Annotated in this window: 17 protein-coding genes; 14 read left to right on the top strand and 3 right to left on the bottom strand. The window is 64.1% G+C overall.

Annotated features, from left to right (window positions below; all coding sequences use genetic code 11):
- The first annotated feature begins 18 nt into the window (after positions 1 to 18).
- The 9 genes from BMZ79_RS30560 to iolB all read left to right on the top strand — a co-directional run bounded on the left by BMZ79_RS30560 (position 19) and on the right by iolB (position 12,517).
- The gene (locus BMZ79_RS30560; RefSeq protein WP_090648204.1) at positions 19 to 1,029 is read left to right on the top strand and encodes a LacI family DNA-binding transcriptional regulator; all 1,011 of its coding nucleotides are present in this window, start codon (positions 19 to 21) and stop codon (positions 1,027 to 1,029) included.
- A gap of 43 nt (positions 1,030 to 1,072) precedes the next feature.
- Positions 1,073 to 2,032, top strand: coding sequence for a carbohydrate kinase family protein (locus BMZ79_RS30555; protein ID WP_090648202.1), 960 nt, complete (start codon positions 1,073 to 1,075; stop codon positions 2,030 to 2,032).
- 208 nt (positions 2,033 to 2,240) lie between these two features.
- The gene (locus BMZ79_RS30550) at positions 2,241 to 3,182 is read left to right on the top strand and encodes an aldo/keto reductase (RefSeq protein WP_090648200.1); all 942 of its coding nucleotides are present in this window, start codon (positions 2,241 to 2,243) and stop codon (positions 3,180 to 3,182) included.
- Positions 3,179 to 3,931 (top strand): sugar phosphate isomerase/epimerase family protein, encoded by a 753-nt coding sequence (locus tag BMZ79_RS30545; RefSeq protein ID WP_256253249.1) that lies wholly within the window; start codon positions 3,179 to 3,181, stop codon positions 3,929 to 3,931. The genes BMZ79_RS30550 and BMZ79_RS30545 overlap by 4 nt, the downstream gene beginning before the upstream one ends.
- A 45-nt stretch (positions 3,932 to 3,976) precedes the next feature.
- The gene (locus BMZ79_RS30540; protein WP_090648197.1) at positions 3,977 to 7,207 is read left to right on the top strand and encodes an alpha-mannosidase; all 3,231 of its coding nucleotides are present in this window, start codon (positions 3,977 to 3,979) and stop codon (positions 7,205 to 7,207) included.
- A complete protein-coding gene (iolD, locus tag BMZ79_RS30535) occupies positions 7,204 to 9,069 on the top strand; it encodes a 3D-(3,5/4)-trihydroxycyclohexane-1,2-dione acylhydrolase (decyclizing) (protein ID WP_090648195.1) in 1,866 nt (621 codons plus the stop codon). The genes BMZ79_RS30540 and iolD overlap by 4 nt, the downstream gene beginning before the upstream one ends.
- 42 nt (positions 9,070 to 9,111) lie before the next feature.
- Complete coding sequence (iolC, locus tag BMZ79_RS30530; protein ID WP_090648192.1) at positions 9,112 to 10,110, top strand: 5-dehydro-2-deoxygluconokinase; 999 nt, start codon at positions 9,112 to 9,114, stop codon at positions 10,108 to 10,110.
- A gap of 21 nt (positions 10,111 to 10,131) precedes the next feature.
- Positions 10,132 to 11,592 (top strand): CoA-acylating methylmalonate-semialdehyde dehydrogenase, encoded by a 1,461-nt coding sequence (locus tag BMZ79_RS30525; protein WP_090648190.1) that lies wholly within the window; start codon positions 10,132 to 10,134, stop codon positions 11,590 to 11,592.
- A gap of 106 nt (positions 11,593 to 11,698) precedes the next feature.
- Positions 11,699 to 12,517, top strand: a complete 819-nt coding sequence (iolB, locus tag BMZ79_RS30520) for a 5-deoxy-glucuronate isomerase (protein ID WP_090648186.1) — start codon at positions 11,699 to 11,701, stop codon at positions 12,515 to 12,517.
- A gap of 209 nt (positions 12,518 to 12,726) precedes the next feature.
- Here iolB and BMZ79_RS30515 read toward each other — a convergent pair whose 3' ends face one another.
- Positions 12,727 to 13,722, bottom strand: a complete 996-nt coding sequence (locus BMZ79_RS30515; RefSeq protein ID WP_090648183.1) for a ribose-phosphate diphosphokinase — start codon at positions 13,720 to 13,722, stop codon at positions 12,727 to 12,729.
- Between the two features lie 349 nt (positions 13,723 to 14,071).
- On the opposite strand from BMZ79_RS30515, the gene BMZ79_RS30510 reads away from it, so the two are divergent.
- Together BMZ79_RS30510 and BMZ79_RS30505 are read left to right on the top strand one after the other, a co-directional pair.
- Positions 14,072 to 14,998 (top strand): phosphotransferase enzyme family protein, encoded by a 927-nt coding sequence (locus tag BMZ79_RS30510; RefSeq protein ID WP_371263824.1) that lies wholly within the window; start codon positions 14,072 to 14,074, stop codon positions 14,996 to 14,998.
- A gap of 134 nt (positions 14,999 to 15,132) precedes the next feature.
- Entirely contained in the window at positions 15,133 to 16,071 is a 939-nt protein-coding gene (locus tag BMZ79_RS30505) for a phosphotransferase family protein (protein WP_090648178.1), read from the top strand.
- A 59-nt stretch (positions 16,072 to 16,130) separates the two neighbouring features.
- Here the strand turns inward: BMZ79_RS30505 and BMZ79_RS30500 are convergent, their stop codons facing one another.
- Positions 16,131 to 17,738 carry a response regulator gene (locus BMZ79_RS30500; RefSeq protein ID WP_090648177.1) on the bottom strand — a complete coding sequence of 536 codons (1,608 nt, stop codon included), beginning with the start codon at positions 17,736 to 17,738 and terminating at the stop codon, positions 16,131 to 16,133.
- A gap of 4 nt (positions 17,739 to 17,742) precedes the next feature.
- Positions 17,743 to 19,581, bottom strand: a complete 1,839-nt coding sequence (locus BMZ79_RS30495) for a sensor histidine kinase (RefSeq protein ID WP_090648175.1) — start codon at positions 19,579 to 19,581, stop codon at positions 17,743 to 17,745.
- 324 nt (positions 19,582 to 19,905) lie between these two features.
- Between BMZ79_RS30495 and BMZ79_RS30490 the strand changes: the two genes are divergently transcribed.
- The 3 genes from BMZ79_RS30490 (at position 19,906) to BMZ79_RS30480 (ending at position 23,509) form a co-directional block, all read left to right on the top strand.
- Positions 19,906 to 20,838 (top strand): ABC transporter permease, encoded by a 933-nt coding sequence (locus BMZ79_RS30490; RefSeq protein ID WP_090648173.1) that lies wholly within the window; start codon positions 19,906 to 19,908, stop codon positions 20,836 to 20,838.
- 22 nt (positions 20,839 to 20,860) lie between these two features.
- Positions 20,861 to 21,775: a carbohydrate ABC transporter permease gene (locus BMZ79_RS30485; RefSeq protein ID WP_090648171.1), complete on the top strand. Its 915-nt coding sequence runs from the start codon at positions 20,861 to 20,863 to the stop codon at positions 21,773 to 21,775.
- 84 nt (positions 21,776 to 21,859) lie between these two features.
- Positions 21,860 to 23,509, top strand: coding sequence for an extracellular solute-binding protein (locus BMZ79_RS30480; RefSeq protein WP_090648168.1), 1,650 nt, complete (start codon positions 21,860 to 21,862; stop codon positions 23,507 to 23,509).
- Positions 23,510 to 23,665 lie beyond the last annotated feature (156 nt).

Raw genomic sequence — 23,665 nt, 5'->3', positions numbered from 1 at the left:
TTGGAGGCTTGGTAGCGCATGGCGCCGAAAATCAAGGATGTGGCGAAGAAGGCGGGCGTATCCGTGACGACCGTATCGCGGGTGCTGAACGGCGAGAAATACGTGAAAGACGACCTCAAAGAACGGGTCAAACGGGCCATCGACGAATTGGGCTACACGCCCAGCCATATCGCCAGAAGCCTCGTACGGAAGAAGACGAACCTGATCGGCGTGATCGTGCCGGACGTGACGTCGAGCTTCTACTCCACCATCCTGAGCAACATCGAGCAAACGGCCAGCCTGAACGATTACAACCTTCTGGTGTGCAACATCATCGAGGATACGGACAAAGAGCTGAAATACTTAAACGTCTTCAAAGAAATGCGCGTCGACGGCATCATCATCATGCACGAAAAGCTAAACGACGACATTCGCGAGATGATCGGCAAGCTGGGCATCCCGATCATTTTCTCGAGCGTCAAGCCGACGGACCAGCCGTTCGCCTCGGTCATCATCGACGACTTCGCGGCGGCGTACGACGCGACCCGGTACCTGATCGGGCTCGGGCATGAGCGGATCGGCTTCATCGGCGGCGACATGCGGGACGTGACGTCTGGGCAGAACCGCTACATCGGCTACTGCCGGGCGCTCGCGGACTGCGACATCCCGCTCGTCGACGACTACGTGCGGTTCGGCGACTACAAGACGCAGAGCGGGTACGAGCTCATCCAGGAGCTGCTGGACGTCGAGGTCCGCCCGACGGCCGTGTTCGCGGTCAGCGACGACATGGCCGTCGGCGCGATGAACGCCGTGCGCGACCGGGGGCTGGCGGTGCCGGCCGACGTCTCGATCGTCGGCTTCGACGGCAGCCAGCTGACGGAGCTGGTGCGGCCGCGCCTGACGTCGATGGAGCAGCCCATCCGGGAGATGGGCACGGTCACGGTCAACGTGCTGATCGACATGATCGCGGAGCCGGAGAAGGCGCGGAAAGGGGACGTCATCCTGCGGCACGAGCTCGTCGTGCGCGACAGCTGCAGGCGGAACGAATAGACGGATAGCACTTTTTACATCGTAGCGGGAGAGGGAGAGAGACGTGAAGAAATTCGATGCGGTCGTCGTCGGCGATGTCAACATAGATTTGGTGGTGGTGGGCCAGAGCCAGGTGCCGCAGCCCGGGCAGGAAGTATTCGTGGACAACATGCTGATGCACGTCGGCGGAGGGGCGGCTTTGTTCGCGCTGTCCCTTGCCAAGCTCGGTCTCGGCGTGGCGTTCAGCGGCGTCCTCGGCGCGGACAGCAACGGCAGCTTCATCCGGGAGCAATTCGCTCAATATGGTATCGATACCAGCCTCATAGAGACAAGCAAGGTCCATCGGACGGGCATTTCGATCGCGTTCAATCCGGACACGGACCGTTCGTTCCTGTCGTACGCGGGCTCGAACCAGGAGCTGGCGCTGGAGCGGCTTGAGCTCGACCGGATCGCCCAAGGCCGGCACGTCCATCTGACGGGCTACCGCGGCCGGGAGAACCACGCGACGTTCCTCGCGGTCGTGCAGCAATTGAAGGAGAAGGGCGTCACGCTCTCCTGCGACGTCGGCTGGGACGACTCCGGGGAATGGTACGAAGGGATCTTCGAGCTCATGCGGCATATCGACGTCTTCCTGATGAACGAGACCGAGGCGCTGCATTACACCCGCCGCGTGCGCATCGAGGACGGCCTGCGGCATATGGCGGATTACGGCAAGCATATCGTCGTCAAGCTGGGCGCCGAAGGCGCCGTCGCCATGAAGGACGGCGTGCTGACGCGCCATCCGGCGTTCAAGGTCGAGGCGGTCGACACGACGGGCGCGGGCGATTCGTTCAACGCCGGCTACCTGTACGGCTTCCTTCGCGGGCTGGACGTCGAGACGTCGCTGAAGTACGGCAACGCCTGCGGCGCGATGTCCGTCGGCGCGTACGGCGGAAGCACGGGAACGGCGAATATGGACGGCTTGCGGGAGTTCCTGGAGCGCCACGAAGCCGGGCGGACGCTGCCCAAGGCCATCTCGCAGTAAGGCGGCGGAGGAATAGGCGCAAAGCGCGCCAGGCGTGAACGTGAGGACGGATTCGAACGGGGGCGGCTTGGCGCGAGACGCCGCGAGCGCTTGGTCTGAAATCGATACCAGACTGTTGGAACAGGAAGACAAGATTTGAAGTCCCGAAGTCCATGTGGCAGCCAGGCTGCACATTCCCTGCACTTATACGCTCTAAGGAGGATGCACCATGCATACGATGCGGATTCAAGGCGTGGACAAACCGGTCTCCCGGCTTATCCTCGGCACCGGCGACCTGCGGTCGCTCGACGACAACGAACGGGCGATGCTGCGCGCGTACGCGGAGGCCGGCGGCGCCACGTTCGATACGGCTCACCAATACCGGGGACGCGAGAAGCTGCTCGGCCAATGGCTCGCGGAGGAGAACCTGCGCGAGAAGGTCGCCATCCTGACGAAGGGCGCCCATCACGACGACGGCAGCCCGGGCCCGCGGGTCAATCCGGCGGCGATCCGCCAGGACCTGACCGAGAGCCTGGAGCGGCTCGGCACGGATCATGTCGAGCTGTACGCGCTGCACCGCGACGATCCGGCGGTCGAGGTCGGCCCGATCATCGAGGAGCTGCACGCGCACGCGGAAGCGGGACGGATCGGCGCGTTCGGCGCGTCGAACTGGACGCACGAGCGGATCCAGGAAGCGAACGACTACGCGGCCGCGCACGGCTTGACCGGCTTCGCGTTCAGCAGCACGAACCTGAGCCTGGCGAAGCCCCAGGCGCCGCGCTGGCCGGGCGTCGTCTCGGCGGACGAGGCGACGATCGCGTGGCACGCGGCGAACGGCATGCCGCTCCTGTCGTGGTCGGCGCAGGCCGGCGGCTTCTTCTCCGGGCACTTCACGCCGGAGGATACCTCCAACGAAGAGATGGTGCGCGTTTATTATAACGAAGGCAACTGGGAACGGTATAACCGCGCCGTGCGGCTCGCCGCGGAGAAGGGCGTCACGCCGATCCAGCTCGCGCTGTCGTACGTGCTGCATCAGCCGTTCGCGACGTGCGCGATCATCGGGCCGCGCAAGCCGGAGGAGCTGTATTCGTCGATCGAGGCGATGCGATTGAAGCTGACGCCGGCGGAAGTGGAATGGCTGGATTTGAAAAGGGAGGCGATCGCGGAATGATTCGGAACAAACTGGCGGCGCAATTATATACGGTACGGAACGAAGCGAAGAAGGACTTTGAAGGCTTGCTGCGGGAGCTTGCCAAGATGGGCTGGGCGGCCGTCCAGATCGACGGCCTGCACGGCAATCCGGCCCGCGACGTCGCGGCGATCGCGAAGGAGCTCGGCCTGAAGACCGCCGGCATGCACGTCGGCCTGCCGCGCATGCGGGACGATCTGGACAACGTGCTGGAAGAAGCGCGCTTGTTCGGCACGAAGGATTTCATCTGCCACTCGCTGCCCGACGGCCTGCAGAACCCCGAAGGCTACGCCAGCGTCAAGCACGACCTGCTGGCCGTGGCGGAGCGGGTGAAGGGCACGGAATTCCGGGTCGGCTACCATAACCATGATTTCGAATTCCACACGATGATGGACGGCAAGTTCGCGCTCGATTATTTGCTGGAGGATCCGGCGGTGCACGCCGAGATCGATACGTATTGGGTCAAGAAAGCGGGCCTGGACCCGCTGTCGTATATCGGCAAGTACGCGCAACGGATGCCGATCCTGCATCTGAAGGACATGACGAACGACGACCGGCAGTATTTCGCCGAGATCGGCTCCGGCGTCATCGACTTCGCGCCGATTCTCCGCTGGGGACTCGCAAGCGGCGTCGAATGGTTCGCGGTCGAGCAGGACTACTGCCCGGGCAGCCCGCTGGACAGCCTGGCGCAGAGCCTCGAGTATTTGCGCAAGCTGGAAGAGACGCTCTAAGACGGCGGCCGCGGCTGACGCGGGCGCGCGAAGGAGAGGAACCCCATGCTATTTACGGAATCGAAACTGGCGGCCCGGCTGCGCGAGATGAGCGAGACCCGCTACCGCGACGCCCGGCCTTTGAATAGGTTTGCCGCGATCGAAGACGAGGCGGGCGCGAACGGCGCCCGTCCGCCCGCGTCCGGCGCGGCGTTCGAGCTGCGAATCGGCGATACGTGGCAGGGACGCGACCGCTACGTCTGGCTCTCGCGCGAGATCGAGGTGCCGGCGGAATGGGCCGGCCGGACCGTGCTCGGCCGGTTCGACTTCGGCGAGACCGGCGGCGGCAACAACGACGGCTTCGAATCGCTGCTCTATTGGAACGGCGCGCCGTATCAAGGCGTCGACTCGAACCATCAGGAAGTGTTCCTGCCGGCGGACGCCGCGGGCCGGACGGGCCGCGCGGACATCCGGCTGTGGACGGGGCTCGAGGGCGGCGGCCGGCCGCGCGACATGAAGCATACCGTGAAGCGCGCGGAGCTGTGCTGGCTCGACGAAGCCGTCGACGATCTTTATTACACGGGACAAGCCGTGCTCGGCACGATCAAGGAGCTGGACGATTCGCATCCCGACCGGGCGGCGCTCGTGAAGGCGCTCGACCGCGCGCTGCTGCGCATCGACTGGTCCCGGCCGGGCTCGGAATCGTACTACGCCTCCGTCCATGAAGCCCGCGAGCTGCTGAACGGGGAGCTGGGCGCGCTCGAGAAGCGTTCCCCGGTGACGGTCACCTGCATCGGCCACACGCATATCGACGTCGCCTGGCTGTGGCGGCTGAAGCATACGCGCGAGAAGAGCGCCCGCTCGTTCTCGACGGTGCTGCGCCTGATGGAGCGGTTCCCGGACTACGTGTTCCTGCAGACGCAGCCGCAGCTGTACGCGTACCTCAAGCAGGATTACCCGGACATCTACGAGCAGATCCGCGAGCGGATCCGCGAAGGCCGTTGGGAAATCGGCGGCGGCATGTGGCTCGAGGCCGACTGCAACCTGACGTCGGGCGAGTCGCTCGTCCGGCAGTTCCTGTTCGGCACGCGGTTCATGCGGGAGGAGTTCGGCGCGGAGAGCACGTACTTGTGGCTGCCGGACGTGTTCGGCTACAGCTGGGCGCTGCCGCAGATTCTGAAGAAATCCGGCTTCGACACGTTCATGACGACGAAGATCAGCTGGAACCAGTTCAACCGGATGCCGCACGACACGTTCAAGTGGCGGGGCATCGACGGCTCCGAGGTGCTGACGCATTTCATCACGACGCCGGACGACTGGGAAGAGGCGAACGCGTTCTTCTACACGTACAACGGTTTCGTCACGCCGGAGACCGTCAAAGGCATCTGGGACGGATACCGCGACAAGGAAGTCAATCAGGAGCTCCTGCTGTCCTACGGCTACGGGGACGGCGGCGGCGGGGTGAACCGCGAGATGCTGGAGCTGCGGCGCCGGCTGGACGCGATGCCCGGCCTGCCGAACGTCAAGACGGGGCGCGCCGACGACTATTTCAAGCGGCTGCAGGCGTCGTTCGCGTCCACCGACCGCTACGTGCACACATGGGACGGCGAGCTGTACCTGGAATACCACCGCGGCACGTATACGAGCCAGGCGTACAACAAACGGATGAACCGCAAGCTGGAGCTGCTGTACCGCGAAACGGAGTGGCTGAGCGCGCTCGCCGCCGCGCAGCGCCGCGATTGGAGCGGGTACGCGCAGCGCGAGCTGAACGAAGGCTGGACGATTATTCTGCGCAATCAGTTCCATGATATCATTCCCGGCTCGTCGATCGCCGAGGTGTACGCGGACAGCCGAGAGGAGTACGCGCGGGCGCAGGCCATCGCGGACGAAGCGTGGCGGGACGCGGCGTCGGCCGTCGCCGGCGGCGACGGCGGCCAGGCGGAAGCGGGCGCGCTGACCGTGATGAACGGCTCGCCGTGGGAGCGGCGCGACGCGATCGCGCTGGACGCGGCGGCCGCGCCGGCGGGAAGCGCGTGGAGCGACGCCGACGGACGGCCGCTGCGAGCGCAGCTCGCGGACGGCCGCTGGCTCGTGGAATCGCCGGCGGTGCCTCCGCTCGGCGTGACGGCGCTGCATCACGCGGCCGGCGAAGCTTGGGCGGACGCGTTCGCGCCGGCGGACGCGCCTTTCGCGCTGGACGGCCGCGCGCTGAGGACGCCGCACTACGAGCTGGTCTGGAACGAAGCCGGCCAGCTGACGCGGATTTACGATCTGGACTATCGCCGGGACGTGCTCGCGGAGGGCGCGCGCGGCAACGTGCTGCAGGTGTTCGAGGACAAGCCGATGCATTTCGACGCGTGGGACATCGACATCTACTACCAAGCGAAAATGCGCGAGATCGCGGACTTGGTCTCGGTCGAGCTCGTCGAAGCCGGCCCGCTCGCGGCGACCGTCGCGTTCGCGTGGCGGTACGCGGACTCGGCGGTGATCCAGAAGCTGACCGTCTACGCGGACAGCCGGCGAATCGATTTCCGCACGGAGATCGATTGGCGGGAGCGCCAGCAGCTGCTGAAGGTCGCCTTCCCGGTCGCGGTGCGCGCGACGGAGGCGACGTACGACATTCAGTTCGGCAACGTCAAGCGGCCGACGCATTGGAACACGAGCTGGGACTACGCCCGGTTCGAGACGGTCGGGCATCAGTGGGCCGACCTGTCCGAACGCGGCTACGGCGTCAGCCTGCTGAACGACTGCAAGTACGGCTACGACATCAAGGACAACGTCATGCGCCTGTCGCTGCTGAAGTCCGCGATCCATCCGGATTCGAACGCGGACCTCGGCGAGCACGTCTTCACGTACGCGCTGCTGCCGCATGAAGGCGATTGGTACGCGGGCGGCACCGTGCGGGAAGCGTGGTCGCTGAACAATCCGCTGACCGCTGCTCCGGGCGCGCCGGCGCAGGGCGCGCTCTCGCTGTTCGCGCTGTCCGCGCCGAACGTGATGGTGGACGCGGTCAAGAAGGCGGAGGACGGCGAGCGGATCGTGCTGCGCGTCCACGAGTACGCGGGCATCCGCACGCAGACGGAGCTGCGCAGCGATCTGCGCATCCGCTCGATGGCGGAGTGCGACCTGATGGAGCGGCCGCTCGGCGGCGAAGAGGCCGGCGGCGCGCGGGATCGCGCCGCGGCCGGCTTCGAGCTGAAGCCGTACGAGATCAAGACGTTCCTGATCGAGCTGGAGCCGAGCCCGCCGGGCACGGCGGGCTCGGGAAATTCGACGAACGGAGGCGAACGCGCATGAGCACGATCCGCTTGACCATGGCCCAGGCGCTGGTGAAGTTTCTGGACAATCAATACCTGTCCGTGGACGGGGAGGAAATCAAATTCGTCCGCGGCGTGATGGGCATCTTCGGGCACGGCAACGTGACGGGCCTCGGCGAGGCGCTCGAACGGATGACCGGCGAGCTCGAATTCATCCAAGGCAAGAACGAGCAGGGCATGGTGCACGCCGCCGCGGCGTACGCCAAGCAGAAGAACCGGCGGCAGATCTACGCCTGCACGTCGTCGATCGGCCCCGGCGCGCTCAACATGGCGACGGCGGCCGCGACGGCGACGGTCAACCGCATTCCCGTGCTGCTGCTGCCGGGCGACAATTTCGCCGGCCGCCAGCCGGACCCCGTGCTGCAGCAGCTGGAAGTGCAGGGCGACTATACGGTCGCCGCGACCGACGCGTTCAAGCCGGTCAGCAAGTATTGGGACCGGATCGTCCGGCCGGAGCAGCTGATGGCGTCGCTGCTGCAGGCGATGCGCGTCCTGACCGATCCGGCGGAGACCGGCGCCGTGACCTTGGCGCTGCCGCAGGACGTGCAGACCGAGGCGTACGATTACCCGGCCGCGTTCTTCGCCCGGCGGGTCCACTACGCCGACCGCCGTCCGGCCGCGCCGGACGCGGCGCGCCGCGCGGCCGAGGCGATCGCCGGCAAGCGCCGGCCCTTGATCGTCGCGGGCGGCGGCGTCCTCTACGCCGAAGCCGCGGATGATCTGCGGCGGTTCGCGGAAGCGTTCGGCATCCCGGTCGCGGAGACGCAGGCCGGCAAGAGCGCGATGCCGTGGAACCACCCGCTCGCCCTCGGCGGCGTCGGCACGACCGGCACGCTGGCGGCGAACCGGATCGCGGCCGAAGCGGACGTCGTCATCGGCGTCGGCACGCGCTTCTCGGACTTCACGACCGCGTCCAAGTCGGCGTTCCGCCGGCCGGACGTCGCGTTCGTCAATCTCAACGTCAGCGCGTTCGACGCGGTCAAGCTCGAAGGCGTCGCCGTGACCGCCGACGCGCGGACGGGCCTCGCCGCGCTGCGGGCCGAGCTGGCGGCGCGCGGGTACGGCAGCGGCTACGCCGAAGGCGAGATCGCCGCGCTGAAGGCGGAGTGGGACCGCGAGGTCGACCGCCTCTACGCGCTCGAGCGCGAGGACGGCTTGACGCAGACGCGCGCGCTCGGCGTCATCAACGGCTTCGTCGGCCCGTCGGACGTCGTCGTCTGCGCGGCCGGCAGCCTGCCCGGCGACCTGCACCGCGTCTGGCGGACCACCGAACCGAAGACGTACCACATGGAATACGGCTTCTCGTGCATGGGCTACGAGGTGAGCGGCGCGTTCGGCGCGGCGCTGGCCGAGCCGGAGCGGGACGTCTACGCCTTCGTCGGCGACGGCAGCTACCTCATGCTCCATTCGGAGCTCGTGACGGCGATCCAGGAAGGCGTGAAGCTGACGGTGCTGCTGCTCGACAACCACGGCTTCCAGTGCATTCATAATTTGCAGCGCGGGCACGGCAGCGACGGCTTCGGCAACGAATTCCGCTTCCGCTCCAAAACGACGGGCCGCCTGAACGGCGCGTACATGCCGATCGATTTCGCGATGCATGCCCGCAGCCTGGGCGCGGCCGCGTATACGGCGCATACCGCGGAAGAGCTGGTCGACGCGCTTCGCCGCGCCAAGGAAGAGGAAGGCCCGGTGCTGATCGAGATCAAGGTGCTGCCGGGCACGAACACGGACGGGTACGAATCGTGGTGGCACGTCGGCGTGCCGGAGGTGTCCGCGAGCGACAAGGTCGTCGCCGCGCACGGCCGGATGCAGACGGCGCTGACCGCCGCGCGTCCGTACTGAGCGCGCTTCCCGTTTCCAATCGACATCAAGGAGGGCTGCATGATGGATAACACCCTTGCGTTTCCCGCCGGCCGCCCGCGCGACTTCGTCGCGATCGGCCGGCTGTGCATCGACCTGAACGCCAACGAAATCAACCGTCCGATGGAAGAGACGATGACCTTTACCAAGTACGTCGGCGGTTCGCCCGCCAACATCTGCATCGGCATGGCCCGCCTCGGCCACCGCACGGCCTTCATCGGCAAGATCGCGGACGACCAGATGGGCCGGTTCATCCTGGGCTATCTGCGCGACAACGGCATCGACGCGTCCGGCGTGACGACGGACCGGACGGGCGCCGTGACGGGGCTCGCGTTCACGGAGATCAAGAGCCCGGAAGACTGCAGCATCCTCATGTACCGCGACAACGCCGCCGACCTGCTGCTCGCCCCCGCCGAAGTGGACGAAGCGCTGATCGCGGAGAGCCGGGTACTGCTCGTCTCCGGCACGGCGCTCGCCAAGAGCCCATCGCGCGAAGCGGTGCTGCTCGCGATCCGCTATGCCCGCAAGCACGGCACGAAGGTCGTCTTCGACATCGATTATCGTCCGTATACGTGGACGTCGCCCGAAGAGACGGCGATCTACTACCACCTGGCGGCGGAGAAGAGCGATATCATCATCGGCACCCGCGAGGAGTTCGACATGCTCGAGCGCTTCGACGGCAACGCCGAACGCAGCGATGCCGTCACGGCGGCGCAGTGGTTCGGCTGCCGCGCCGAGCTCGTCGTCATCAAGCACGGCAAGGACGGCTCCATCGCCTACGGCAAGGACGGCGGCTCGCACCGGGGCGCGATTTTCCCGGCGAAGGTCGTCAAGACGTTCGGCGCCGGCGATTCGTACGCGGCCGGCTTCCTGCACGGCCTGATGCAGGGCTGGAGCGTCGACCGCAGCATGGCCTACGGCAGCGCGGCGGCCTCCATCGTCATCTCGAGCCACAGCTGCTCCGACGCCATGCCGACCGCCGAGCAAGTCGACGCTTACATCCTGGCTTCCCAACACGCGTAATTCCGAAAGGAGATCACCCGTATGTCCCACGCGAACGCACCGGCCCTTCTGAACAACTTCATCGGCGGCGAGTGGACCGCCTCCGTCTCCGGCAGCTCCGAGCCGGTCTATAATCCGGCCACCGGCGAGATCATCGCCTATACGCCGCTCTCGTCCAAGGACGAGCTGGACGGCGCCGTGCGCGCCGCGCAGGCCGCTTTCGAACCCTGGAGCAAGACGCCGGTTCCGCGCCGCGCGCGCATCCTGTTCAAATACCAGCAGCTGCTCGTCGATCACTGGGAGGAGCTGGCCCGCATCGTCACGCTGGAGAACGGCAAGAGCTACACCGAAGCGCACGGCGAAGTGCTGCGCGGGATCGAATGCGTCGAGTTCGCCGCGGGCGCGCCGTCGCTCATGATGGGCCGCCAGCTGCCGGACATCGCGACGAACCTGGAATCCGGCATGTACCGTTACCCGGTCGGCGTCGTCGGCGGCATCACGCCGTTCAACTTCCCGATGATGGTGCCGTGCTGGATGTTCCCGCTCGCCATCGCCTGCGGCAATACGTTCGTGCTGAAGCCGTCCGAACGGACGCCGATGCTCGCGAACCGGCTCGCGGAGCTGTTCCGCGAAGCGGGCCTGCCGGGCGGCGTGCTGAACGTCGTCCACGGCGCGCACGACGTCGTGAACGGACTGCTGGAGCATCCGGACGTCAAGGCGATCTCGTTCGTCGGCTCCCAGCCGGTGGCCGAATACGTCTATAAGACGGCGTCGGCGCACGGCAAGCGCGTCCAAGCGCTCGCCGGCGCGAAGAACCATTCCATCGTCATGCCGGACGCGGACCTGGACGCGGCGGTGACGCAGATCGTCGGCGCGGCCTTCGGGTCCGCGGGCGAGCGCTGCATGGCGTGCTCCGTCGTCGTCGCCGTCGGCGACGCGGCCGAGCCGCTCATCGCGAAGCTGGTCGAGGCGGCGGACAAGATCACGATCGGCAATGGCATGGACGAAGGCGTCTTCCTCGGCCCGGTCATCCGCGGCCCGCACAAGGACCGCACGCTCGGGTACATCGAGTCGGGCGAGCGGGACGGCGCGGTGCTGCGCCGGGACGGCCGCGCGGACGCGGCGGCCGCGGGCGACGGGTACTTCGTCGGACCGACGATCTTCGATCACGTGACGAGCGAGATGAAGATTTGGCAGGACGAGATTTTCGCGCCGGTTCTGTCCATCGTGCGCGTCGCGACCCTGGACGAGGCGATCGCGCTCGCGAACCGGTCGGACTTCGCGAACGGCGCGTGCCTGTTCACGCAGAACGGCAGCCACGTGCGCCGCTTCCGCGAGACGATCGACGCCGGCATGCTCGGCATCAACCTGGGCGTGCCCGCGCCGATGGCGTTCTTCCCGTTCTCGGGCTGGAAGAAGTCGTTCTACGGCGATCTGCACGCGAACGGACAAGACGGCGTGGAGTTCTACACGCGGAAAAAAATGGTGACGGCGCGCTGGTAGCCGCCGAGCCGGGACGCGAGGCGCCGCCGCGCGGCCTGCCGGCAGCGATGCCGCGGCCGCGGCCGGCGCTTGCGGCGGTCCCGGCCTCGCCTGAGAGGAGCGCATCATGAGCGAATTGATCGTCAGACCGAACCGGACGCCGGACGCGGACGGCAGCGTGCTGCGCATCACGCCGGAGACGGCGGGGTGGACGTACGTCGGCTTCGAGGTGTACCAACTGGAAGAAGGGGCGCGGCTGAGCGTCCCGACCGGGGAGCGCGAGGCGTGCGTCGTGCTGCTCGCGGGCCGTGCGGACGTCGCGACGGCGGAGCAGGCGTGGACGAATATCGGGAAACGGATGAACGTCTTCGAGAAAATCCCGCCGTACGCCGTCTACGTGCCAAGCGGCGACCGGTTCGAGGTCGCGGCAGTGACCGGGCTGCGGCTCGCCGTCTGCTGGGCGCCCGGCAAGGGCACGCATCCGGCCCGGCTCATCGGGCCGGAGCAGGTGGGCGTCGAAGTGCGCGGACAAGGCAGCACGGAACGGCTCATCCATAACATTTTGCCGGAATCCGAGGCGGCGGACGGCCTGCTCGTCGTGGAAGTGTTCACGCCCGGCGGCCACTGGTCCAGCTACCCGCCGCACAAGCACGACCGGAATCATCTGCCCGAGGAATCGCTGCTCGAGGAGACGTACTACTACGAGGTGCAGCCGGAGCAAGGCTTCGCGGTGCAGCGGGTGTACACGGACGACCGCTCGCTGGACGAGACGCTGGCCGTGAAGCACGGCGAGGCCGTTCTCGTGCCGCGTGGCTATCACCCGGTAGCGGCGCCTCCCGGCTACGACGCGTACTACTTGAACGTCATGGCCGGACCGGTGCGGACGTGGAAGTTCCATAACGATCCCGACCATGCGTGGCTGATGCCGAAGCCGGCCGGGAAGTAAGACCCGACGCGCGAGGCACGGTGGGAAGAGCTCGGAATCAAGAGCACGGTAAAGCAGAGCACGGTAAAGCAGAGCACGCTACGCAGTACCGTCCGCCGAGCGAACCGAATACGCAAGCGGCGACAGCCCCGGACCGAATCATCGCGTCCGGGGCTGTCGCCGTTTAAAGGTCTACATCGTTAACGTCGCGAATGACTCGCTTCGCCGCGCTAGTCGATCGGGAACGCGTCCGTGGAGCACGCGACGACTTTGCTCGGCACGCGCTCGAACAGCGGGCTCACCGATTCCTTCCGGTGAATGCGGCGGATGGCTTCGCCGAACAGCGGCGCCACGGAGATGCACTGGATTTTGGCGGAATGGGCGAGATGCGGATTCTCCACGGAATCCGTCACGATCAGCCGCTCGATCGCGCTCGCTTCGATCTTGCGGACGGCCGCTTCGTTCAAGACCGCATGGGACAAGCACGCCATGATGCGCTTGGCTCCCCGCTCGACCAGGCATTTCGACAATTCCACGATCGAGCCGCCCGTCAGCGAGAAGTCGTCGACGATGACCGCCGTCTTGCCTTGGACGTCGCCGATGATGTCCATGATTTCGGCCCGTTCCTTGTGGTCCTTGCGGGTCTTGTCCCCGATCGCCATCGTGGTGCCGAGGTAATTCGCGTACTTCCGCGCTTGCTTCGCGAACCCGGCGTCCGGCGAGACGACGACGAAATCGTCCAGCCGCATCCGCATGATGACCTCGCACAGCACGGGCAGGGCGAAGAGATGGTCCACGGGCTTCTTGAAGAAGCCTTGAATCTGGTGGCTGTGCAAATCCATGGCCACGATGCGGTCCGCTCCCGCCAGCTCGATGGATTCCGCGCAGACGCGCGCGCGGATGGACACGCGGGGCTCGTCCTTCTTGTCGCCCTTGGCATAGCTGAAATACGGCATGATCACCGTCACGGAGTGCGCGCTCGCCCGCTTGAACGCATCGACCCAGAACAGAATCTCGACGAATTCGTTGTTCGGATTCAAGCCGATCGATTGGACGAGATAGACGTCCTTGTCGCGGACCGTTTCGCCGATCCGCACGAACGTGTTGCCTTCGGAGAAGGTGATCGTCTCGGACCGGCCGAGCTCGACTTCCAGATAATCGCAGATTTTCCGCGCGAAGGCGATCCCGGAGCTCCCCGCAAAAATTTTGATCCCGGCGTTTTCCATGTCGCACCGTCCTTTGTCGATGGTTGCTTGACTCCGATTGCAAGTCGCGTCCGTCCTCTTCCCGTTACTCGTTCTGTTCAAAAGTGAACCATCCGTCCGTGCGGCTGCGGCCGGCTGCTGCGTTTCTTCTCTCCTTAATCTACCACAATTTCCCTTTCAACGCATGCCGCGGGAATGGACGCCTATCTCGACAGCAAGGAATACGGGAACGCAACGTCGAATAGGAAAACCGCGTTGGTGTCTTCCTGCCTGTTTTCTGTGAAGGATACAAACGCCAGACTTCGACGGATGGCTTACTGTCGAGCTATGGGGCCGTTTAACGTAAAGGGTGGTTTTACCGGTGGAAGCAATGGCGTTAACGCTAAACGATTTTGGGTCAATAGAATTTCCTTTCGGAACACCGAAAACACTTATAAAAATGTCTAGCGGATACACTAACGATAATTACTTGCTTACGACCAGTCTAGGCAGGTATAGAATTAGAGTTTCCCAATACTCCAGCAAGGCAGACGAACTGAAGGCGGAACACACGATGTTGAAATGGGCGGCGGAAAAAAACAATCTGATCGTTCCGATGCTTGGCCTTGCCAGACTGCCGAACGGGACGGATTTTAGCCTATTCCCTTACCTTGACGCCGACCCGGAATTCGATAGCAATAACGAAAATCTGATACGTGACGCGGGCAGAGCCCTCGCTAACTATCACCTCGCTGTTGATGGGTTTAGGGGTAAATTGCCGTGGAAGCCCTTAACCGAGACATTCGGCAATGAGACGATACAAGTTGAAGAACTCAGAAAAATCATAAATGAACAAACGCTATCAGCGTACCCGGGATTATGGGATCGCGTTGAAAGCCTGCTGCAGCGCATGAAAGATGCCGAAGCGTTTTTGAACCAAGAGCCATACGCTTTGCTGCCTCGTCTGCCTTGTCATGGCGATTTCGCGCCTGCCAATCTGTTGACGCGCGGAGAACATGTATCCGGCATTATTGATTTCGAGTGCTGCCGTTGGGCGCCGAGGGTCTATGATTTATCTACTTTTCTGCTTTCTTTGCAGCAAAGCGAGGAGTATGAGGCGGTCATGTCATCATGGTTCATCGAAGGATACCAATCGATAAATGCCTTATCGCGCATTGAAAGGGAACTAATCCCCGTTCTTCAACAGATTCGTTCTTTGGAGTCGGCAAACAGACATTTAAAAAGAGTCATTCGCGGAGACCAAAAAATGAACGCGGGTTTAGTTATGTACTGGGAACGTATTACGATAAACGTCTGAACGAACAGGAAGCGAACGGGCCGTGCAGCGCAACTATATAGGTTCATGGGCGTCCTTATCCTCGTGAACTTTTAACGGGAGAAACATCGTTAATCCCGACGATTCGACGCAAGGCGAGAGGAGAGACGGCAACCATGAAAGACGCTATAGTCGAACAAGCCGCGCGAATTGCCGGCGATTTCCTCCGGGAACCCGTAACGACTGCCTATCCGATTACGGGCAAAGGCAGCATGAATCAGGTGTGCGCAGCCGAAACGGAGAACCGCAAGGTTGTCGTCCGCATGAACGACGAAGCTGCCTATCCGGGCTTTGTCAAAGAGAAATGGTGCATCGGGCAAGCGGCCGCGGCCGGCGTTCCGGGGCCCGAGGTCTTGTCCGTCGGCATCGCCGATGGCGCCGCTTATATGATTCAAGCCTTTATCGAGGGAGACAACGGGGCAGAAAGTAGCGTACCCCGGTCCGCGATTTGGAGAAAATTGGGGGAATATGCCAGACGCATTCATTCGATTCCGGTGAAAGGCTATGGGGAGAATCTGGCCGATCCGGTACATGGCGAGTTTCGGTCGCCGCCTCACGCGGGATCGGACGGCAGTTGGCTAGGGTATGTGCAGCATAATATCCATAGTCTGACCGAGGACGACCGCTTGATTGAGCTTGGGGTCATTACGCCGGCGGAATCGCGGCGCATACAAGAACGGTTTGAAGCTCTAAAGCGGGAACCGTTGCGCTTCGGCTTGAACCATGGCGATCTCTCTTTGAAGAATACGATGGTCAATCCGGCCGGCCAAGTCCTATTGCTGGATTGGAACGCGAAAGTCAGCGCGGTACCGCACGCAACGATCGCTCAATTGATGCATTATCGGATGCTGGGGCTGGAGGAAAGCGCGACGGCCGAGGAATTCGAAGCGTTTCTGGACGGATACGGCCTCGGCGGAGAAGACCTTGCCGGCATCGGGCAATATCTGCTGTTAAGGGCTTTCGACAACCTCAGATGGGCGATCAATCGCAGGCCCGATCTGGTTCAACCCTATGCCGCGTTCGCGAAACAAGCAGTCGGCATTGCGATGGATTAGCGGATCGCGCGAAAGAGGTCGACCGGCTCCCCGGTTGACCTCTTTCGCGTTACGAACGATCATGCCCGCCCCGCGTTTTCCCCCAGCTTATACTCGTTCGGCGACACGCCGGCCTCCTGCTTGAACACCTTCGCGAAGTACGAGTAGTTGGCGTAGCCGACCTTCTTCGCCACGTCGAACACCGACAGGCCGGTCGAACGGAGCAGCTGCTTCGCGGCCGCGATGCGCGCTTCGATGATGTACGCGCCGAGCGAGACGCCGGTCTCCTTCTTGAACAGGCGGGCCAGGTAGTCCGGGTGGAGAAAGACGACGTCGGCGAGGCTATTGCGGGTCAGGTCCTCGCCGTAATGCGCGCGAATGTACTGCTTGATCTCGTCCGCGACGGACGTCGGCTGCTCCGCGAACCGGCGGTAATCCATGGCGGTGCCGACCAGGGCGCGCAGGTAGGCTTCCATGTCCTCGACGGAGTGCAGCGACTGGGCGAGCAGCCGTTCGTTCGCCCGGCCGGCATACAGCTGATGCGCCTGGATGCCCTTCGACTTGAGGAAGGCGTAGACGAGCTGCATCATGTCGAGCCGGAACAGATTGAGCACGGGCGTCGTGAATCCGGGCTGCCGCGCTTGTTCGTCCAAGTACCGCGACGTCTCCGCCAGGAATTCGGCGGGCTTGCCCTGATCCAGCCGCGCCTCCAGCCGCGCCAGGTCCGGCGGGAGGTAGCAGTCCTCGGCCGGCCCGCGGCCCGCGTCCGCGAAGAAGACCCGGTTGCGGCGCTTCACGAGCTCGTCGTTCGCCTGCAGCAGCTCCCGCAGGATCGCGCTCGCGCCGCCCAGCCGGCCGGCGCGGCCGACGAGGCAGCAGGCGTCGCTCTTGAGCGCGCGCCTCGCCTGCTCGACGAACGCCGCGCACGGCGCCTCGAGCGCCCCGGCGTCGGGCGGCCGGTGCCACCTCAAGACGGCGATCCATTGATGCGTCTTGTGTTCCAGCGCCGTCTCGACGGCGAACGCCGGGTGCCGGAACAGCTCGTGGAGGACGTTCTGCAGGGCGAAGTCGAACAGGTGCTTCTCCTCCCGCCCCATGGTGCCGTCCTCGGGGAAGAGGCGCAGCAGCACGGGCTGCACGGTATCGTCGAGCGCGTAGCCGAGATGCTGCTCTTCGACGGCGTCGGCGAGCTCGGCGGGCCGGAGCGGGGAGGAGGCGCTGCCGCTGACGAGCTTCCGCCAGAAATGCTCCAGCATCTTCGCCTGGTTCCGCTGCCAGTAACGGCCTTCCTCGATCGCAAGCGCGTCGCGCTGCTGCTCCTTCGCCCGCTCGACGGCCTTGCGGAGGATGAGCATCAGCTTGTCGAACTGGATCGGCTTCAGGAAGTACTCGAAGCTCCGCAGCTCGATCGCCTTCTGCGCGTAGTTGAAATCCGCGTAGTTGGTCAGGAAGATCGCCTGCACGTCGTACCGTTCCTCGCGGATCCAGGCCAGCAGCTCGAGGCCGCTGCCCTGCGGCATCTCGATGTCGGAGACGAGGATGTGAATGTCATAGCGCCTCAAGAGGTCGCGCGCCTGGGCGACGTTATGGGCGGTATGGACCGTCCCGATGCCCAGCGACGCCCAGTCGATCTTCGTCTCCAGCGCGGTCACGACGAAATAATCGTCGTCCACGAGCAGCACGTTCATCTCGTCACGCTCCTTTTCCCGATGAATTCCCCGTTCCGATTGCTCCGTTCGCCGTTTCCGTCGTTGTCCTCGCCGCTCCTGTCCCTTTCGCCGTCCCCGTTGTCGCCGTATCCGCCGCTTCCGGCGGCTCCGGCAGCGCCAGCACGACGAGGGCGCCGCCGCCGTCCGCGCCGCCGAAGCGGACGGACGCCCCTTCGCCGTACAGCTGGGCCAGCCGCTGCACGGTGTTCATGATGCCGATCCGCGTCCCGCCCGATTGGTCCAGCGGCTCGCCGCGCCGCAGCTTCGCCAGGACGTCCGGCGCGAAGCCGGGGCCGGTGTCCGCGATGCGGATCACGGTGACGCCGCCGCCCTCCGCTTCCTCGCGGCCGCGGCGTTCGACCTCGATCGTAATCGCCGTATCGTGCTCGCGCGACACCGCGTATTTGACGGCGTTCTCGACGAACGTCTGCAGCACGAGCGGCGGAATCCGCGCGTCCCGCGCGTCCTCGGCCAGCGAGATCCGGTAGACGAAGGAGTCGCGGTAGCGGCTGCGCTGAATTTCGAGATAGATCCGCACATGCTCGAGCTCGTCCGCGAGCCGCACGAAATCCCGGCCTTCCCGGAAGATGTACCGGAAATACGCCGACGTCGACAGCGCCATCTGCTGAATCTCCTCGTCCATGCCCATCTGCGCCATGCTGTGGATCGTCGTGAGGCAGTTCAGGAAGAAATGCGGCTTGATCTGCAGCTTCATGTAATCCAGCTGGATGCGCTGTTTCTCGAGCTCGCGCTCGTAGATGTCGATCTTGTATGCCTTGATCTGCTTCACGAGGTTCCGGAACTGCCGGTTCGCCTTCTCGAGCTCCGCCATCTTGCTGCTCTGCACGTCGATCGGTTCGCCGTCGCCGGTCCAGAAGGCGAGGTTGTAGGAGAAGCTCTTGATCGGCTGCAGCACCTTGTGCTTGAAGTAGAGCAGGATGAAGCACAGGCTCGCGGCGATGATGACGGCCAGCAGCACGATGAGCAGCTGGGCGATCATGATTTTCTCGAACGCTCCGAACTGGATGACGAGCTGCACGTAGAAGGACGCGTTCGTGAAGGCGCCGTTCACCGTCGTCTTCGGCTGGACCAGGTCGAGCAGGGCGGCGCGCGCGGGACTCGGGTCCAGCAGCTTGCCCTTGTTCGAGATCGGGCTCGTGACGCGGCTGCCGTCCTCGCTGATCAGCGACGCGTAGCCGTTCTCGCCGAGGTTCGTCTCGCGCAGCGGGCGGATCAGGTCGTCCGCCGAGATCAGGCAGATCAGGTAGCCGTCATGGTACGGGACGATGTTGAGAATGAAGGATTTGCCCGCCAGCTGGACGGTCGACCACCACGAATACAGCTTCTCGTAGTACACCTTGTCTTTGATATAGAGGCCGACCTGCTTCTGCAGCGCTTGGTATTCCTTGTACGTCATGCCCATGGGGGCGCAGTTCTGCAAGTAATCCTTCTTGTCGAAGTAGAGGAAGAAATTGTACTGCTCGCCGTAGCCCTTCTGCACCTCGACGAAGCGCCGGTACAGCGTCTTGTTCGCCTTCCGGAATTCGGGTTCGTCCGGGGCGTGCGCGTTCATCACCTTGACGTTCTCGTCGTTGGCGAGCGTCCAGCCCATGAAGTGGTTGATGTAGGCGAAGTCGGCGTTAATCCGGTTGATGTACAGGTAGGACGTGTCCCGCAAATCCCGGGCCGACTGCTGCTTGACGATCGCGATCGACGCGAAGCTGATGATGAAATCCAGGATCAGCGCGGAGAACGAGATGATCAGGATGATTCGGACGTAGTGCTGGATCGGATGCAGCTTGCGCTCCGTATGACGTGCCATCTGCCCCGCAAGTCCCCTCTCTGCCGGCGCCGGCCGCCGAAATCGCTTTCGCTGTCTGATTATTATAATGCCGGCCCGCGAAAAAACAAGCCGGGAACGGGTCCCAAACCGCCGAATGTCCGGAAAGTGACGCCAAAAAGTCCGGTTTCCGCCGTCCCCCGGCCGCCGGGAGGCCCGGATCGGTCCGGATCGCCTTGCGCCGCCCCCGAAAAGTCCGAATAACGCGCGAAGGAGGTCCGCCTGCCGCCGGGCGTGCTCTCGTATACTGAGGGCACACCGAACGGCGCACGCGCTCGTTCATCGGGCAAAAGGGGGCTTCGAGCATTGATCAACACGCAATCGGGCGGCAACAAGCTGCAGCGGACGTTCGCGCGGATCGGCCGGAACCGGGGGTTATACCTGCTGCTGCTGCCGGCCGCCGCGCTGCTGCTGTGCTTCACGTATAAGCCGATGTACGGCGTCATCATCGCCTTCAAGGATTTCAATCCCGTGTCCGGCATCATGGGCAGCCCGTGGGCGGGGTTCAAGTATTTCGAGAAATATTTCCATTCCTATCAATTCCCGATCACGATCAAAAACACGCTCGTCATCAGCCTGTACAGCTTCGCGACGTTCCCGATCCCGATTCTGTTCGCGCTCGGCGTCAACCAGCTGCGCGCGGGCCGGTTCAAGCGGCTCTTCCAGACGGTCACGTACATGCCGCACTTCATTTCGACCGTCGTCGTCGTCGGCCTGATGCTCATCCTGCTCTCGCCGGGCAGCGGGCCGATCGGCAGCATCTGCCGGCTGTTCGGGGCCGAGGCGCCGAACCTGATGGGCTCCGGCGGGCTGTTCAGCAGCGTCTACGTGTGGTCCGACGTCTGGCAGCACACGGGCTGGGACAGCATCATCTACATCGCGGCGCTGTCGTCGGTCGATCCGAGCCTGTACGAGGCGGCGACGGTCGACGGCGCGAGCCGGTGGCACAAGATCCGCTACATCGACATCCCGATGCTGGTCCCGACGGCGGTGACGCTGCTCATCCTGCGGGTCGGCGGCCTGCTCGGCGTCGGCTTCGAGAAGGCGTACCTCATGCAGAACAACCTGAACATCTCCGGCAGCGAGGTCATCTCGACCTACGTGTACAAGATCGGGCTCATCAGCTCCCAGTACAGCTTCTCGGCGGCGATCAACCTGTTCAACACGGTCATCAACTTCGCGCTGCTGATCCTGGTCAACTGGGTGTCCAGAAAATATTCCGAGCACAGTCTCTGGTAAACGGGAGGGAGGAGAGGACATCATGGAAGCGGCAACGAAACCGACCGTGCTTCCGCCCAAACCGGCGCGCTCCGGCGATCGGCTGCTGGAGACGCTGCTGTACATTTGGGCCGCCGTCGTGCTATTGATTGTGGTATATCCGCTGTACTTCATCGTCATCGCCTCGTTCAGCGACCCGTCCGCGGTCGGGAACGGGAAGGTGTGGCTGCTGCCGAGCGGCTTCACGCTCGACGGCTACAAGGAGCTGCTCAAGCACGCCAATATCTGGATCGGTTACCGCAACACGATCCTCTATACGGTCGTCGGCACCGCGATCGGCCTGACCGTCAACGTGTCGGCCGGCTACGCGCTCTCGCGGCGGGATCTCGCGGGGCGCAAAGCGATTTCGCTGTTCTTCATCTTTACGATGTTCTTCAACGGCGGGCTCATTCCGACGTTTCTGACGATCCGGGACTTCCACCTGTACGATACGTTCCTCGTCATGGTGCTGCCGTTCTCGGTCGCCGTGTTCGACATCATCGTGGCGCGGACGTTCTTCCGCACGAGCATCCCGGCGGAATTGTGGGAAGCGGCGCAGCTCGACGGCTGCGGCAACCTGCGGTTCTACGTCCTGATCGTGCTGCCGCTATCGAAGGCGGTCGTCTCCGTGCTCGCGCTCTGGTTCGCGGTGGGGCAGTGGAACGCGTACTTCAACGCGCTGATCTATTTGCAGAACAAGAACCTGTTCCCGCTGCAGCTGATTCTCCGGGACATCCTGATCACGAACCAGATGCAGACCGCCCTCGGCACCGGGGAAGCGGCGCAAATCGCGCTGCGCCTGGCCAATCTGCTCCGCTACTCCGTCATCATCGTCTCCACGCTTCCGATCATGTGCGTCTACCCGTTCGTGCAGAAGTATTTCAACAAGGGGGTGATGATCGGCGCGGTGAAGGAGTAGCGGCGCCGCCCTTGGGCAACGACCGTAAGCAGGGCAAGAAAGACGAACGCCATTCATCGATTCATTCATAGGGGGAGTTTACGCATGGCAAACGCATCGAAACGATCCGCATTCCGCATGCTGTCCGGCCTGACCCTGGCCGCCGTGCTCGGCACGACCGTGCTCGCGGGCTGCAGCGGCAATAACGACGGCAAGCATACGAACGCGCCGGCGGCGAACGGCGGCACGAACGCGAAGACCGGCGACGGCAACTTCCATCAGGAAGGGATGCCGATCGTCGACGAGCCGGTCACGCTCAACGTGCTGACGATTCGCTGGGGCAACATGGGCGACACGTTCACGAAGAACGCCTGGCTGCAGGACCTGGAGAAGCGCACGAACGTCAAGATCAATTGGCAGGTCGTCTCCTCGAACGACTGGGGCGATCAGAAATCCGTCATGCTGGCGAGCGGCAAGCTGCCGGACGTCGTCATCGGCGACCTCGCGTTCGGGAATTCGGACATCGTGAACAACCTCGGGATTTTCCGTCCGCTTGACGAGTACATCGAGAAGGATATGCCGAACCTGAAGGCGGCCATCCAGGAGTCGCCGGAACTGAAGAAGCTCAGCACGTTCCCGGACGGCAAGATCTACTCGCTGCCCGCGCGGCTGCCGTCGCGTCCGGTGTCGTCCGTGCAGCCGGTCATCAACAAGGATTGGCTCGACAAGCTCGGGCTGAAGGCGCCGGCGACGATCGACGAGCTGTACAACGTGCTGAAGGCGTTCAAGGAGCAGGATCCGAACGGCAACGGCAAGGCGGACGAAATTCCGTACAGCGACTCGGGAGACCTCGACATGAACGTCCTCGCGCCGTTCGGCATCACGGACCTGCGGGGCAACCATATGCTCGTCAAGGACGGCAAGACGGAGTATTTCCCGACGTCGGACGCGTACAAGGCGGGCTTGGAGTGGGCGCATAAGCTGTATGCCGAGGGCCTCATCGACAAAGAGACGTTCACGCAGGACAGCACGATGCTGACGGCGAAGCGCCAAAATCCCGACGCCGCGCTGGTCGGCTTCTCGTACCAGTGGACGCCGGACGCCGTATTCGGCCAGTGGAGCAAGCAGTACGAGACGATCGCGCCGATCGCCGGCCCGGACGGCAACAAGTACCAGCTCGGCGAGCCGAACGGCATGAGCTTCCGCCGCAACGAGATGCTGATCACGACGACGTGCAAATATCCGGACGTCGCCGCCCGCTGGGCCGACGAGTTCTATACCGGCGAAGCGAGCATCCAGAACTTCTGGGGCGCGATCGGCACGACCATCGCGAAGAACGACGACGGCACGTACACGCTCATGGATCCGCCGGACGGCACGAGCGCGGACGCCTGGTATTGGGACGGCTCCCTGCGGGACTTCGGCCCGAAATACGCGAGCCCGTCGTTCGAGAAGAACATCAAGCTCGATCCGTCGAGCGGCGACGGCCTGAAGCTGCAGCTCGACAACCTGGGCAAGGAATACGTGACGGAGCCGTTCCCGGACGTCATGTACACGGCCGAGGAGTACGCGGACCTGCCGACGCTTACGACCGACATCGACAGCTACATCGCCAGCACGCGGGCGAAGTGGATCACGAAGGGCGGCATCGCGGAAGAGTGGGACGGCTACGTCAAGAAGCTGAACGACATGGGGCTCGAGAAGCTCGTCAAGATTTATAACGACGCCTATGCGCGCTATCAGGACGTGAAGTAAGCCGGCAATCGGACCGGCCGCCGGTTCGTCCGCGGCCCCGCGCGGCCTCGCGGTTCGCCGCGGGGCCGCGTTCCGGCTATGGACCGGGCTCGGCTGCGGGCCCGGGGGCGGACGGCGAGGCGGCAGGGTTGGAACGGCGACAGCAGGGGAGACGGG

The sequence above is a fragment of the Paenibacillus sp. UNC496MF genome, assembly GCF_900113915.1.
Lineage (GTDB): Bacteria > Bacillota > Bacilli > Paenibacillales > Paenibacillaceae > Paenibacillus_Z > Paenibacillus_Z artemisiicola.
The sequence above is the reverse complement of the archived record's forward strand: the minus strand, read 5'-3'. Positions and strand labels throughout refer to the sequence as shown.